Consider the following 15,468-nt stretch of genomic DNA (forward strand, 5'->3'; position numbering starts at 1 on the left):
GCCAAATGATTATCAATCACCTAGGCAGATGTAAAGCCTGTAAATATATCATTTTATAAAGGAGAAAAGAAAAAGGCTGCGCGGGAGGAGATGCGCAGCCTTTCAATCTCGAATATGGCTTGGGAGGAGGAAGATGCCATATTCAGCATGGGCTCTTGGGAGGAGGAGTAGAGCCCAGTGACAATATATATATTTCAAACGATTTAGTTTCACAACCAACAATAATGCATAGCTGACATGCACTAACCGCAAAAGGAATTTGAAACAGAATTTAAATTGCCTCACCTTTTAATAAACGGGGTGAATCATTGCTAAGACCCGACGCTTCTTTAATGAAATAATTTTTCAGTGCCGGCAAACGATCTACAACTCCAAGACCAAAGTTGCGAAGCGCCCGCAATGGCGTAAAATCATTAGAGAACATGCGGTTTAAAACATCGGTGGTAATGCCCATCCGCACAGTTTCATAACGACGCCAACGCTCGTAACGCTCCAATGCTGACATTGCGCCAATATCAAGTCCAAGGCGGGTAGTTTCAACAATAACTTCAGCAAGGGCAGCAACATCGCGGAAACCCAAATTTAGCCCCTGCCCTGAAATAGGATGAATACCATGGGCGGCATCGCCAGCCAATGCAAAGCGTGGACGAACAAAATCGCGCGCCAGAGTTAGACCAAAAGGAAAGCCGCGTTTTTCGCCTTCAAGGCGAATAGCACCCAAATGGTGACCAAAGCGCATTTCAAGCTCAGCCTCAAACACAATGTCATCACTTGCCAATAATTTCTTGGCATTTTCTTCTGACTCATTCCAAACTAGTGACGAGCGGTTGCCTTTAAGCGGCAAAATAGCAAAAGGTCCTGCGGGTAAAAAATGCTCCTCAGCACGGCCATTATGGGGGCGCTCATGTGATACGGTACACACAATACCAACTTGGCCGTAAGGCCAATAAAGCGTTTTAATACCAGCCTTATCACGCATTTTAGAGCGAACGCCGTCAGCCCCAACCAAAAGTTTTGATTGATAAACCTCACCATTATCAAGATAAATACGCACATGATTATCAAAGGTTTCAAAATTTTCAACCTTGACACCTTCATGAACAATAACCCCAAGCTCACTGGCTTTTGCATGTAACGACGCATTCAAATGCCTATTTTCCACCATATAAGCAAAGGGTTCACCAGGATTAACATCGCCTTCAAAAGTTAGAAAAATGGGACGCACCGGATCCGACAAGCGCGAATCTGTTATAACCATATCAGTGATAGGCTGAGAAAGTGGCAATACCTCTTGCCAGCAATTTAAATGGTCGAGCATACGCACTGCGGCAGCGGCAATAGCTGAAGCGCGAGGATCATTTTTCCATGCACCGGGTTTGCCTGCATCAATAATAACCACATTAAGCTGCGGCGCGGCTTTTTTTACTGCCACCGCCAGAGAAAGACCAACATATGCGCCACCTGCAATAACAAGATCGACATTTTTGCCATCAATGGATTGAGCCTTAGTCATCGTGGTTTTACTCCTGATCGGATCGTTTTTTGTCTTTCATTTGATTTTTCATAAAATCAAATGCGCCCACCATATTACTGTTCTTCACCAAGAATACAAGAAGAAGTGTATACCCAATGATTGACTCTGACTTTAATGCCGGTTTAAAAAATATTATAAGGGTTGAAATTATATAAACACGGCAAGTATGCGAAATGAACCTCGCCGATTTTCAAAGATTAAAAATGGGAGTTTAAGATCATGGTCAAACAGGTTGATGCACTTTTAAATATTCTCGATCTGGAAATGATTGATATTGATCTTTTTCGCGGTCAAAGTGGTACTTCCCTTTGGCAACGCGTTTTTGGTGGCCATGTGATTTCGCAATCCCTAGTTGCTGCACAAAACACGGTAGAAAGCACACGTTTTGTTCACTCTCTGCATGCTTATTTCATGCGACCTGGCGACCCAGAACACCCGATTATTTATCATGTAACCCGCTTGCGTGATGGCCGCAGCTTTTCAACACGCCATGTTATTGCCAGCCAAAATGGCAAACCAATTTTTACCATGACTGCATCCTTTCAGGTGGAAGAACAAGGCCTTGAACATTATATGGCAATGCCTGACAATGTGCCAATGCCCGAAGATATAAAGGATGACCCCAGCGCCAACCAAAAACTCATGGAAAAAATGCCCGAGGATATGCAACGTTATTGGCGTTGGGATCGGCCATTTGCGTTGCGCCCCGTTTCACTTGAACATTATATTAGCGATGAAAAATTGCCGCCGCGTCATGGTGTCTGGGTAAAGCTATTTGATGAAATTCCACAAAATCCACAATTAAATGCAGCAATGCTGGCCTATGTATCCGATACAACCATTCTTGACACTGCGCTTTTTGCCCATGGTCTTTCAATTACCGACCCATCAATTCAAGCCGCTAGCCTTGACCATGCGATGTGGTTTCACCGTCCATTTTCTTTTGATGATTGGTTATTTTATTATCAAGATAGCCCAAGTTCAAGTGGAGCGCGTGGATTTAGCCGTGGCCTTATTTATGACCGCCAAGGTGTTTTGGTGGCATCTGTTGCGCAAGAAGGGCTTATTCGAAAAATTTAACTATTGTGCGCTTTAAACTTTAGCAAATGCAATTATGGGTAATGTTGAATTTCGTGAGACATTACCCATAAAAGCTATAAAACATTGAGCATTAAATTGATCGATAGGTAAAATTAAAGCCAATTAATTTAATTTTTTCACCAAAAAACCAAGATACATTAAAAAACCTAATGTATTTAATCATGTAAATCTTACATTAGATAAGCTGCAGTTTTAACAAAGACAAAATTTCTCGATTAATTATTTTAAATTTTAAAAAATTTATTTATATTTAAAAAACACTCAAAGCCTAAACCACTGTGTTTATTTGTTTTAAATCAATGTTTTTTTTAGCAGTTAGTATAATATTGACATTATAATAACTTTAAAGGATGCATCACTATGGTTAGGTTAAACAATATAAACCGACGCAATCTTTTAACCGGAGCTGCCGCAATTGGGGTCGTTGCACCAATTGTTATTGATCGCGCCTTTGGACAAAATAATACCAATAAAGCAGATGTCAAAAATGAAGAAGACATTGCACATTTACCACGAAAAAAAATTGAACTTGTTGCACCTCCATTTGTGCATGCTCATGAACAAGCGACCAATAGCGGTCCTTGTATCATTGAAGTTACCATGACTTGTGAAGAAAAACTTATAACATTAGATGATCAAGGCACTAAGACTTGGGCAATGACATTTAATGGCTCAGTTCCAGGACCATTACTTGTTGTTCATGAAGGCGATTATGTTGAACTTACCCTTATAAATCCTGCAACCAACCTTTTAACCCATAATATTGATTTTCATGCTTCTACTGGTGCCATGGGCGGCGGGTCACTTACCCAAATTGCACCAGGAGAAAAAACAATTCTTCGTTTTAAGGCAGATAGAGCAGGCACATTTGTTTACCATTGCGCAGCACCTGGCATGGCTCCTTGGCACGTCACAAGCGGTATGAATGGTGCCATTATGGTGCTACCTCGCCAAGGCTTGAGTGACGGCAAAGGCACTAAGCTTCATTACGATAAAATTTATTATATCGGCGAACAAGATTTTTATATTCCTAAAGATAAAGATGGTAACTATAAAGAATATGAAAATATTACGGATAGTTACGAAGACACATTAAAGGTCATGAGAGGACTTATTCCTACTCATTTGGTTTTTAATGGTTCCGTTGGTGCTTTAACCGACAAAAATGCATTAACAGCATCGGTTGGCGAAACTGTTTTATTTGTACATTCTCAAGCAAATAGAGACACACGTCCACATTTAATTGGTGGGCATGGTGACTTTGTTTGGAACACAGGCAAATTTGCAAATATGCCCGAACGAAACATGGAAACATGGTTTATTCCAGGTGGTGCCGCAGGTGCAGCTCTCTATACGTTTAAACAACCCGGCACTTATGTCTATCTTAATCACAACCTTATAGAGGCGTTTGAACTTGGAGCTTTAGCACAAGTTAAGGTGACAGGCGAATGGAATAATGACTTAATGAAGCAAGTATTGCCAGCGACCGCCATTTAACCTGTTTTAGCACTCTTTATTTTAATGCAATATAGCCAGATTAGCGTGATTTAAATTCAAATCGCGCTAATCTGGTTTTTTGTTTTTTAAAGCTTTATTATAACTGGCAATTTTTTGTTTTTGATATTTTTAAATTTTGCGTACATCTATTATACATGGATTATTTAAAGTGCAAAAATAATTATTTATTACTATAAGTTATTTAATATCATTATCGATATATTAATAAGAATTTTTTAAATTTTGAAATTTGGCGTTTTAACACTTATTACCATTTTTAAAGCTTATTTAATTGTAAAATTTAAAAGACCCTTGCAAATAAAAATACTTTAATTAATGATTGCATAAAAATTTTTAATAATTCATCTATTAATATAATTTTAGAGGAAATGAAGTTTTATGAACTTCCCAGATAGTCCGCCAAAATCATGCACCCGCCCAGCCAAAAAGCGTTTCTGGCGCATTATTGGAAGCGTGGTTTTAGCGGTATTTGTTCTTTATAGCATTGCTTGGTATTTTTTATCAGCCCATGTGCAAAAAGTGATTGAGGAACGCCTTGCAGCTTCTGCTGATCGTGGCATGATTATTTATTGCGAAAATTTACATAAAACTGGTTTCCCCCTGCGCATTGGCAGCGCATGTGACAGTATTAACTATCAATGGCCAACAGCAGGCATTGCTATTTCAACCAATGGCTTTGTTGCAAGTGCCCCTATTTTTGCGCCACGTTGGCGCTTATTACAAGCAACCTCACCCGCCAATTTTGAAATACCCGGTTTGAAGCCGATTGGCGCAAATTGGCAAAGATTGCAAATCGATTCAGAATTAGAGCACGGCCATGTGAGCGAGTTAAACTTACGCATTGATCAACTTGAAATGCATAATTTTGATGACAATCGCCAAGAGATTGGACTTTTAAAAGCCGATTTTATCCGCCTCTTATCAAATATAGATAGCGCAGCAATGCATATTGATCTCACTTATGATCAATTAATCTTGCCGCTGTCGATTAGTGGCAACACCATAGTTTTACCAGCGATTAATGGTAAGATGATAGTCAACCTTGATGAACCACAGCAATTGCTACAGCCATCAATTGGTCCATGGAGTAATCGCTTACGCTCAATGCAGGGTAATATTGAAAATGCCAGCTTAGAATTTGAAGGTGGTGGCGCATTTAGCCTTTCGGGAAAGTTTAATTTTTCTCAAGATGGCTATCTTAATGGCAACTTTCAGATTGCTTTTATAAATACAATCGACCTAAGCCAGAAATTACGCACTATATTCCCAGCGCAATCATCCAATATTAGTAGTTTTTTCTTTGCTCTTAATTCACTTCCTAAAGATCAAAACGGCAATCCAATTGTTAATTTTAATGTAAAACACGGCGAAATTAGCGCGTTATTTTTCAAATTGGGACATATTCCTCCCGTTTAAATTGCATATACTTTTCATATAATTTTTAAGGAAACGAATAAAGGGCATTTAACTTCTACAAGTTAAATGCCCTAAATGCTTAAAAACCGCCTATTATGGGCTAAATTTTAATTTTCATTAATTAGCAAACCTATCTCATTTCAAACGACGATGCTTGGTCGCGTTTTTGTTGTTTTTTGCGCCGCCATGGCGCATTGATCAAGCAATCACCTGCCATGATAGAGCCATAAGGGATTACTTCTTCAACAATATCGGCAAGGCCGTAATCCTTTATTTGCTGCTTTACTGCTGCCGCATTTTTATAGGCAGATGGTAATTCCGACACATCAGGATGACCTGAGAAAAAACGCACATCAAGCCCCTTTGTTTCACGAGCGATAATCTCTTTGAAATGCTGATCACCAAGACTATTTTTATCGACATTAAACTCAGCACAAAGATTACGCACATGACCAGAGCGAGAAAAATTCCGCCCTGCCCCATGAGGTGAAAACCCTAAACCATGATCAGCATTGCTTCCACGCACAATCAAAATAGGCTCCGCCATGTTAAGCGGAATTATAGTTAAATCTGTAGCATCATGCGACCACCCCGAAAATGCTGGCGTTGCGCCTTTGGCGTGATAAAATAATCCATCACTTTTGCGGAAAACAAAATTATGCTCATTCCAAAAACGATCATTGACTTTAACACCAAGTACATCAGCTGCAAGATCGTGAATTGCAAAATGGTTTTCTTTGGTCCACTGCCGAATAATCTGCAAAGCAGACCAATAAGTCTCACCCTCAACACTATCGGCAGGAATCCACGCATTAATAATTTGCGTTTTTGGCGAAAGTTCTTTGCGAAAACGATCAGCAACTTTCATACCCGTTTTATAAAGGCGAGCACCGGGGGCGCGTGAACCATGATGAGTTACCAAAACCGTTTCCCCAGTTGACTTTAACTGGCCAACATAAGCAAAATGATTGCCATCGCCTTGGGTTGCAAAATGTTCAATTGCAACACTTTGCTGCTTTTCAAGATAAATATTATCAGCAAAGTTTTGCATGACCTTATCGCTTGGGCGAATTTGATTGCCGCGCTCACGTCCACCTGGACCAAAATGGGTTACCTTATGCACTGCATTCAACAAATCTGCGGGTGCTACTCCTTTAAATACCGAAATAGCAAGCGAACAACAAATATCAGCAGAATGCATACCGGGGTGGATGGCTTCAGATGCAACGATGCCACCAACTGGAATTTCGCCAGAAGATCCGGTAGGACAAGCATCAGGCATGATGGCTGCCGCTTTTACCACTGGTGTCTCAATCAAGGACTTCATGGAAGCAATGACCTTATCGATATTTTCTTGCTCAAAATCATTTTCAGCACGAATATTAATATGAAGCGGTACATCACTTGCGTCTTGCAAGCCAATAGTTGGAGGAGGCGCAAAAGCAATAGCTGCAGCCAAGGCTTGCTCGCGAGTACCGCCTTCTTGTAAAATTGCGTTTCCTACTTCAAGCGCTTTTGCAAACCATTTTCCGCTTTGCTGCCCAGCTTCAATCAAATCTGTTCCAAATAATTTATTAGTCATTTTAAAATCCTTCTCATCGTAGCAAACACGATTTATATTTGCTTAAAGGCCAGAGACAAAAAATCATAACTCTGTACCAATTAATATTTTTATAAATACAAGAACCGTGCCAAACTAACGAAACCATTTTAATTAACAAAAAATAAAAAATTAACTTATTGTTTTTAAACGAATTATTTATTTTAAGGCAAAACAAAATATAAAAAGAAGAACACAAAGCAAGCGACAAAAATATAAAATTATATAAATAATTAGAAAATATTATCGTAATTTCATTTAATGAAATTTCTTTAATTCGAACGTAAAAATTCCTCTATCATGATAATAGAGATCATACACTTTGTTAAAAACAGCTATTCATAAATGCGCAAAATGCCGCAAGCGCAGGAATATTCATTTAAAAACTTGCCATTCAACTGCAGGCATTTTATGAACTAAAGGATCAAGAATTTATAAGGTCTGTGAGATATAAGGATCTGCATAATGTCCCAATATGAAAAAGAGAATGACCCGCGTTTTCCCAAAGGCAGTGCGCTTGCACCTTTTGCATTTATGGTACTGTTCATCTTATTTATTTATTCGCCTTTGCTTGTAGGGCTGCTTTTGCTCGCTCGATGGATCATCGATGCTAACAATTTAACATTTTTTCTCAATCTCGGCGCGTGGGGCGATCTATTGATGCTGTTCATCGTGACGGCAAGTTGGATTTTGATTGTTCTTGGCATTTCCATCATACCTTATCTGATCTTACGCTCAAAAGGGCAGTTTATTTTGGCAGAAAAAGTGGCTGCGGTGATTAGAATATTATTATTTCACATCTTTGCATTTCCCTTTATTTGCTGGCGCATGGTTCGTAATAATTCGCCGATTTTACGTCGACGCTATCGGCAAAAATTAAAGACCATGGTCAATGGTAAAAAAATGCAAGAGCGAAAAATGGAACGGCATGCACGCATGCAAAACAAGTTGCGTTCAGTTTAGTGCTGAGCACGACACCTAATAATTACAATGAAATGCTAAAATAAGGATAATCGAGGTAGATTATGGCAAGTTCAGCAGAGCAAATCCGCAAATGGCAGGGTCCCGCTATATTGAGCTATGGTTATCGACCGTTTTTCCTATTCTCGGCTATTTTAGCACTTTTCGCGCTTATTGCATGGATTTTTATCTATGCAGGCGTTATGGAACTTCCAATCGCCTTAGATCCTATATCATGGCACGCGCATAGTTTCATATTTGGTTATTTATGGGCAGTGGTTGCAGGCTTTTTATTAACTGCAGTACCAAATTGGACAGGTCGGCTACCGATTGTTGGATGGCGACTTATGGGACTATTTTCGCTCTGGCTTATTGGCCGCATCGCTATTTTTATTTCGCTTTATCTTCCCTACTGGGCAACAATTACGCTTGATCTTATTTTTCCTGTTGCACTTGCCTATGCAATTGGTCGCGAGATTATTGCTGGCAAAAACTGGCGCAATTTAAAAATACTCATTCTTGTTGGCCTTTTAATTATTGCCAATTTGATTTTTGATTATCAAGCCCTTTATGAAGGCTATGGTGCTGGCGGTATTGGCGCACGTCTTGGTGTTGGCGTCGCCATCATGATGATTGCTGTCATTGGTGGCCGCGTTGTGCCAAGCTTCACTCGCAATTGGTTGGTAAAGCAAGGGCAAGACGACCTGCCCGCCACCCATGATAAAATTGATACAATTATTATTGTATTCACCGCATTAACTCTTATCACTTGGATTATTTTGCCTAGCAGTAAGATCACTGCTGTCTTTTGCCTCATTGCGGCCATTGCCAATTTTTATCGGCTGTATCGGTGGCGTGGTTGGCTAACTTTGGGTGAATCTTTGGTTTGGGTACTCCACCTAGCTTTCTTTTTTATTCCTTGCGGTTTTTTAGCCATTGGCCTTGAAATATTTGGGTTTTTGCCCGGTGGAATTGCTCCTGTCCAGCATTTATGGATGGCAGGGGCGATAGGCCTTATGACTCTTGCCATCATGTCAAGGGCAAGTCTTGGTCATTCTGGCCGCGCACTTCATGCAACAAAATTTGTCACTAGCCTTTATATAGCGCTGTTCATTTCTGTTTTTTTACGGATGCTATCTGGTTTAATGGAAAATAACGTTTCCCTATTACACCTTTCGGCAACTTTATGGATTTTTGCTTTTGGTGGCTTTATCATTGCCTATTGGAACATTTTAACCAAGCCCAGATTGCAATAAAATACAATTTTTAACGGTTAACACTGGTAACATGACGAAGAGAGGCTTTTCTTTTAAGCCTCTTTTTTATTTTTTGAAGAAGTGAATCACAAACAGACGCCGCAAACATTGATAATAGACAATAGGGCAAACAAAAAACACAAGCTAAAAAAAACGCATAATCTGTAGGATAATTAAAATAAGCAATACCTAACGTAATAAGAAAACAACCGACAAGCATGATTAAAAAGCGCGTCACTTCATTTAACTTACCGGTTTTAATAGAATAAAATTTCAAACAAACAGCTAGCAATGCAACTGGCCCACCAATTATATAACCAATGCCTACTGCAAAACCTATTGCGATAAAAGATAATGCAATTCCCTCAAAACTAAAGCTTAAAAGTGGCAGCATTGAAAAAAATACAATAAATGGTAATGTTCCAATCACTGGCCCAATCACCATATAAATAAAAAACACCAAAAGATATTTTTTAAAATTTTTCATGCTCTCCCCAATAAAACATGACCTATTTCTTTATCATTAGCAATAATCTAGTTTATAAATACTGATTAGCAAAGGGAATAGTATTCTAAGTGCGCGTATTATCCTATATAGTTTTTTTCAAGAATTTGAATGCCAAACAATCCTAATCTTAAAGGGACAGTTCATGAAGCAATTGAGTGATATTGAAATAGCACGCAGTGCTAATAAAAAAGCAATTGGTGACATTGCTGCAAAAATTGGACTGACCGCACAAGATATATTGCCCTTTGGTCATGATAAGGCAAAACTTACCAAAAATACGATTGAGAATTTGCCGCAGCGAGATAATTCTCATCTTATTTTAGTAACCGCCATTAACCCTACCCCGGCGGGCGAGGGTAAAACTACCACATCAATTGGCATTGCTGATGGACTTAATGCTATTGGCAAAAAAGCAATGCTAGCCTTGCGCGAGCCTTCCCTTGGTCCTTGCTTTGGCACGAAAGGCGGGGCTGCAGGCGGCGGCCATGCTCAACTTATTCCTATGGAAGATATTAATCTCCATTTCACAGGCGATTTCCATGCGATTACATCAGCGCATAATCTTCTAGCCGCATTAATCGATAATCATATTTATTGGGGCAATAGTTTGCAAATTGATAGCCGCCGCATCATGTGGCGTCGCGTTATGGATATGAATGAGCGGGCATTACGTGATATTGTTGTTGGCCTTGGCGGCGTAAGCAACGGCTTTAGCCATCAAAGTGGTTTTGACATTACGGTGGCTTCGGAAATCATGGCAATATTTTGCCTTGCTGAAAGCCTAGATGATTTGATGATTAGACTTGGTAATATTGTAGTTGCTTATAATTTCAATAAGGAACCAATTTACGCCCGTGATCTTGATGCGCAAGGGGCAATGGGGGTTTTGCTTAAAGATGCATTTTTGCCAAATCTTGTACAAACGCTCGAAAATAACCCTGCCCTTGTCCATGGTGGGCCTTTTGCCAATATCGCCCATGGCTGCAACTCGGTTATTGCTACCAAAACCGCATTGAAACTTACTGACTACGTGGTGACAGAAGCAGGGTTTGGCGCAGATCTTGGTGCGGAGAAATTCCTCGATATTAAATGTCGCTTGGCCAAATTGCAGCCATCGGCCATTGTAATTGTGGCAACGATCCGCGCCCTTAAAATGAATGGTGGCATTGCTAAAGCTGATCTTAACCTTGAAAATGTGGAGGCTGTCCGCCTTGGCGCCGGCAATCTTATTCGCCACATCAACAATATGCAAAGCTATGGGGTACCAGTTATTGTTGCGATCAATCATTTTTATCAAGATAGCGATGAAGAAATTGACACTTTGCGCAGCATTGTCGAAAAATTGGGCGTTGATGCTATACCGTGCCGCCATTTTGAACTTGGATCAAAAGGCACGGTTGAAATTGCAGAAAAACTAGTAGCATTGATTGATACCCACCCTTCCAACTTCCATTTTCTTTATGAGGATAACATACCGCTTATTGATAAGATCAACAAAATTGTCACCGATATTTATGGTGGTGAAAAAGCAATTATCAGCGATAAAATTAAACAACAACTTTTAGAATATGAACAAGCAGGCTATGGTCATTTTCCTGTTTGTATGGCTAAAACCCAATACTCTTTCTCGGCTGATCCAAATTTGCGTGGTGCGCCTAGCGGTTTTGATATCCCTGTGCGCGAGATACGCTTAGCAGCTGGGGCGGGCTTTATTGTTGTTATATGCGGTGAAATCATGACTATGCCGGGGCTTCCCTCAAAGCCTGCAGCGGAGCATATTTATCTAGATGATCAAGGTGAGATTTGCGGTCTTTCTTAAGCACCGCATAATTAAATCCATTATAAGTTTTGGGAAATAGATTGAAAAATCTTACAAAATTGCAGCAGATAATTGCTATTATTTGTCAAGAAGGCGTGCCTCTGATGCCAGCATGATTGGCACGCCATCACGAATTATATAAGCAAGGCGAGCTTTTTGGGAGATAAGCTCTTGCCTTGTTTCATCATATTCTAGCATAGCACCCGTTAACGGGCAAACAAGAAGCTCTAACATTTTCCTGTCGGTATGAGAGGTCATGAAAAGCTCCTTTACTGCAACACACTATGCCTATTTGCATGATTATTGGAATTATGTCCCAAAATTGAACGTTCAGCAATGGCAATTAATGTTTCCGAACGTGTCTTCAAGTCTGGTGCTTCCAACAAAGCCTGTTTTTCCTCACCGCGAAAAGGAGCAAGGGTCGACATTGCATTAATCAATGTTTCGTTACTCGCTTCAAGTATAGTGTCCCAGTCTGCATCAATCTGGTTGAATTCCAAATAATCTTGAAATACTGATAAAAATGCATCGCGATTAATATCACTTTCTTGTTGGCCAGCAATAAGGTCATCAAAAAATGGCGATACCTTACAACGAAGGTAAGGTGAATCTGAGACAATCCTACTAGCAATGCGAAAGCGACAAACACCGTGCAATGAAATAAGAATATTACCATCACCAACTTCACTATAGCTCGTGATACGAGCGATACAGCCAACATCACAAAGACGTGTTCCGTTATCAAGAACGGAAATTTGTGATACATTATCCATTGCAGGTTGTACAAGACCAATAAGACGATTTGTTCTCATAGCTTCATCTGCAAGACGAATGTTCTGCGGCTCGTCAATCTGGACGGCTATAAAACCACCAGGAAGTAAAACAACAGATGCCAATGACAATATCGGCATATTCGTCGGAATATCTTGTGCTGTACGATAGAATGCGTTACCAGCCTGCATAATTTGCCCTTTCATTCCTTTAAATAATTAAGCAAGGCCCCCTTTAAAGACCTTAATATCGAAAAAGATCAAATTACAATCACTTTATGTAATAATATGCTTCGTAAATACAACCATTTAACTGGTTGATCTTCTTCACTTTAACAACGCATTGCATTGGAAGTTAGTTCCAGAAAATATTTGTGACAATTTTAAGATGACATAACAATAATTTAATATTTTTAATTATATATGTATATAATAACATTAATGATTTCGTGAATTCTTTTAACGAGCGTTAGTTCTGTCACAAAAAAAATGAAAAAACTTTTAAGCGCCGTAAATATTCCCAATCTGGAACAGGTTTCCATGTGGAAATTTAGTTTTTAAATCGATTTACATTGCGAATCAAATTAGGCGTTACGCCTATAAAACTATTAAAAAATTATAATATAATAAATATCAAATACAATAATTCAAATCACAATCTTGTTAATTTATCCATATACCAGTAACGTTAAATATGCTTGCTGTTATCAAGCCATATGATAACAATACGCAATTGAGGAACATTGTCACTTTCAACACCTATTCTTAAAGTAATCGCTTACACAGCTTTAAAACTTAGATTTGTAGCGATTATTATAAGCTCTCAGGACTTGATTATATTAAAAGGCCGACAAAAGCTCTATAAACGACCAAGGAATTAAGAAATATTACTCTGTTTGGGTGACGATAAGCCAAACCAATCACAGCGATAGTAACCGCTAAACCAGGAGAAAATGCATTGCGTCTATCACATATAAGTGCGGGCTTCATTGCAGCAATTGTCGGCTTTGGCGGTACTTTGGCCATTTTAATCCATGCTGCAACAATTGTCGGTGCTTCTCCAAGCCAAATCATTAGCTGGGTTAGTGCCGTCTGCCTTTCTATTGCTTTATCATCGCTTTTTTTATCTTGGCGCTACCGCATACCGATCATCACCGCTTGGTCAACACCAGGCCTTGCCTTGATTGGCGCAACATCAGGTTATGACATGGCACAGGCGACCGGTGCATTTATATGTTGTGCTCTTGCTATTGTGCTTACAGCCTTCATCAAACCCTTATCGCTTGCCCTTAATCATATACCTGCCGGTATTTCTTCAGGCATGCTTGCAGGCGTTTTGCTCAGCTTTATTATAAAAGCCATGGCCTTAATGGGTAGTGATGCCGCCTTTGTATTACCACTTATTATTCTATTTTTTGCGGTTCGACGCTTTCAGCCATCTTTTGCGGTGCTCATTGTTTTAATTGCAGGCCTTATCTATGCTAGCATTAGCGGTAACATTAATACTATACCACCATTGCAATTATCTTCGCTTGAATTTAGCATACCAAGCTTCCAATGGAATGCGCTTATCGGCCTTGCGCTCCCGCTTTATCTCGTCACCATGGCATCGCAAAATCTTCCAGGCTTTGCTGTCTTACGTGCTAGCGGATATGAGCCTCCCGTCAAATCTTGCCTTAGTATAACTGGTGTCTTTTCGCTTATTTCGGCATTTTTATGTGGCTCATCCACCAATCTTGCCGCTATTTCAGCGGCAATTTGTACCGGCAGAGATGCAGGAAAAGACCCTAAAACAAGATGGTACTCCGGCATTGCCTATGCTGGATTTTATTTGATCTTTGCCATCTTTAGTGCATCACTCGTTGCGGTTTTCGCCTCCCTACCAGCCGCCCTCATTGTCCTTATATCTGGGCTTGCTCTTTTAGGTGCTTTTAGCGGTGCGTTAACCCAAGCACTCGCTATTGATCGCCAACGCATTGCTGCTATTATAACCTTTACAATAACCGCATCCAATATTTCAATATTTAGCATTGGTGCGCCGTTTTGGGCCTTAATGGCTGGTTTGATCATCTATATTATTGGCGAGCCAAAGCATTAATTCCATCCTTATTGCTCACTTAATCAAAAAGCGTAGCAATCTGCCGTTTTGCTTCTTCCTTATAGGGTATGACTCGATCGAGGATTTTTTTTGCGCTCATAAAGTCAAGGACGTAAATACCAGCAACTGGCGGCACAAGAACAAGGTCGGGTTTTACGGCTAAAAACCGCGTATTCATTAACGAGCGCTGTGAAATCATATTAGCCGCAAACAAGGTTTCAAGGGTTGATGGCTTTTTATCCATATGAAGGTTTTCTTCAAAACCTATAATATCAATGGCAATTATCTTATCAACATCATCGCCAATACAATCGACTGGAACAGGATTGCAAACCGCGCCATCAACGAGCAAATAACCATCACGGCGCACCGGTGCAAATATACCCGGCAATGCAGCTGACGCTGAAATGGCGGAGCGTAAATCACCATCATTCATCACCACCATTTCGCCTGATAGAATATCGGCTGCAACAACCGATAATGGAATTTGTAATTGCGCAAAATCAAAAGGCACACAATCGGGCAAAAAGCCCCGCAATATCTCCTCAAGGCTAAATTGTGACAATCTTAAACCACGCCGCCGTAATTCCTGAAAACTCATTGGGCGAATAGACCATAGAGTTGCAGCAACATCACCAACCTTGCTAAAGGTTTTTAAAAAATAATCTTGTAAATCTGCGCCGCTCATACCACTCGCAAGCGCCGCCCCAACCAAGCCACCAATAGATGTTCCAGCAATGCGCGCAGGCTTTAAACCAAGTTCTTCCATAGCCATGATGATAGGAATATGCCCCATCCCTCTTGCGCCGCCACCACCTAATGCTAGCCCAATTCTTGCACTGCTCGACATATAAACCCCATTAAATAGCAAATAATAAAAAATAAAAA

General features: G+C 40.0%; 13 protein-coding genes. 7 read left to right on the forward strand and 6 right to left on the reverse strand.

Annotated features, from left to right (window positions below):
• Positions 1 to 271: 271 nt before the first annotated feature.
• Positions 272 to 1,513, reverse strand: a complete 1,242-nt coding sequence (locus N6A79_RS12150; RefSeq protein WP_268546138.1) for a ubiquinone biosynthesis hydroxylase — start codon at positions 1,511 to 1,513, stop codon at positions 272 to 274.
• Positions 1,514 to 1,753: 240 nt separating this feature from the next.
• On the opposite strand from N6A79_RS12150, the gene tesB reads away from it, so the two are divergent.
• The 3 genes from tesB (at position 1,754) to N6A79_RS12165 (ending at position 5,569) form a co-directional block, all read left to right on the forward strand.
• Entirely contained in the window at positions 1,754 to 2,614 is an 861-nt protein-coding gene (tesB, locus tag N6A79_RS12155) for an acyl-CoA thioesterase II (protein WP_262078845.1), read from the forward strand.
• Positions 2,615 to 2,995: 381 nt separating this feature from the next.
• Positions 2,996 to 4,132 (forward strand): copper-containing nitrite reductase, encoded by a 1,137-nt coding sequence (gene nirK, locus N6A79_RS12160; RefSeq protein WP_268546139.1) that lies wholly within the window; start codon positions 2,996 to 2,998, stop codon positions 4,130 to 4,132.
• Between the two features lie 399 nt (positions 4,133 to 4,531).
• Positions 4,532 to 5,569, forward strand: coding sequence for a DUF2125 domain-containing protein (locus N6A79_RS12165; protein ID WP_268546140.1), 1,038 nt, complete (start codon positions 4,532 to 4,534; stop codon positions 5,567 to 5,569).
• A gap of 130 nt (positions 5,570 to 5,699) precedes the next feature.
• Here the strand turns inward: N6A79_RS12165 and N6A79_RS12170 are convergent, their stop codons facing one another.
• Positions 5,700 to 7,151, reverse strand: a complete 1,452-nt coding sequence (locus N6A79_RS12170; RefSeq protein ID WP_268546141.1) for an RtcB family protein — start codon at positions 7,149 to 7,151, stop codon at positions 5,700 to 5,702.
• A gap of 483 nt (positions 7,152 to 7,634) precedes the next feature.
• Between N6A79_RS12170 and N6A79_RS12175 the strand changes: the two genes are divergently transcribed.
• Both N6A79_RS12175 and N6A79_RS12180 read left to right on the forward strand, forming a co-directional pair.
• Complete coding sequence (locus tag N6A79_RS12175) at positions 7,635 to 8,132, forward strand: hypothetical protein (RefSeq protein ID WP_268546142.1); 498 nt, start codon at positions 7,635 to 7,637, stop codon at positions 8,130 to 8,132.
• A gap of 62 nt (positions 8,133 to 8,194) precedes the next feature.
• Positions 8,195 to 9,385 carry an NnrS family protein gene (locus tag N6A79_RS12180; RefSeq protein WP_268546143.1) on the forward strand — a complete coding sequence of 397 codons (1,191 nt, stop codon included), beginning with the start codon at positions 8,195 to 8,197 and terminating at the stop codon, positions 9,383 to 9,385.
• A 10-nt stretch (positions 9,386 to 9,395) separates the two neighbouring features.
• On the opposite strand, the gene N6A79_RS12185 is transcribed toward N6A79_RS12180, so the two are convergent.
• On the reverse strand, positions 9,396 to 9,872 hold the full coding sequence (locus N6A79_RS12185) for a hypothetical protein (RefSeq protein ID WP_268546144.1): 477 nt from the start codon (positions 9,870 to 9,872) through the stop codon (positions 9,396 to 9,398).
• A gap of 163 nt (positions 9,873 to 10,035) precedes the next feature.
• On the opposite strand from N6A79_RS12185, the gene N6A79_RS12190 reads away from it, so the two are divergent.
• A complete protein-coding gene (locus N6A79_RS12190) occupies positions 10,036 to 11,712 on the forward strand; it encodes a formate--tetrahydrofolate ligase (RefSeq protein WP_268546145.1) in 1,677 nt (558 codons plus the stop codon).
• A 78-nt stretch (positions 11,713 to 11,790) separates the two neighbouring features.
• On the opposite strand, the gene N6A79_RS12195 is transcribed toward N6A79_RS12190, so the two are convergent.
• Together N6A79_RS12195 and N6A79_RS12200 are read right to left on the reverse strand one after the other, a co-directional pair.
• Positions 11,791 to 11,970 carry a Trm112 family protein gene (locus N6A79_RS12195; protein ID WP_268546147.1) on the reverse strand — a complete coding sequence of 60 codons (180 nt, stop codon included), beginning with the start codon at positions 11,968 to 11,970 and terminating at the stop codon, positions 11,791 to 11,793.
• A gap of 11 nt (positions 11,971 to 11,981) precedes the next feature.
• On the reverse strand, positions 11,982 to 12,674 hold the full coding sequence (locus tag N6A79_RS12200; RefSeq protein WP_268546148.1) for an LON peptidase substrate-binding domain-containing protein: 693 nt from the start codon (positions 12,672 to 12,674) through the stop codon (positions 11,982 to 11,984).
• A 766-nt stretch (positions 12,675 to 13,440) separates the two neighbouring features.
• Here N6A79_RS12200 and N6A79_RS12205 point away from each other — a divergent pair.
• On the forward strand, positions 13,441 to 14,580 hold the full coding sequence (locus N6A79_RS12205) for a benzoate/H(+) symporter BenE family transporter (RefSeq protein ID WP_268546149.1): 1,140 nt from the start codon (positions 13,441 to 13,443) through the stop codon (positions 14,578 to 14,580).
• Positions 14,581 to 14,599: 19 nt separating this feature from the next.
• Here the strand turns inward: N6A79_RS12205 and N6A79_RS12210 are convergent, their stop codons facing one another.
• Positions 14,600 to 15,430 carry a patatin-like phospholipase family protein gene (locus N6A79_RS12210; protein WP_268546150.1) on the reverse strand — a complete coding sequence of 277 codons (831 nt, stop codon included), beginning with the start codon at positions 15,428 to 15,430 and terminating at the stop codon, positions 14,600 to 14,602.
• Positions 15,431 to 15,468 lie beyond the last annotated feature (38 nt).

Source organism: Bartonella sp. HY761 (assembly GCF_026743145.1).
GTDB lineage: Bacteria > Pseudomonadota > Alphaproteobacteria > Rhizobiales > Rhizobiaceae > HY038.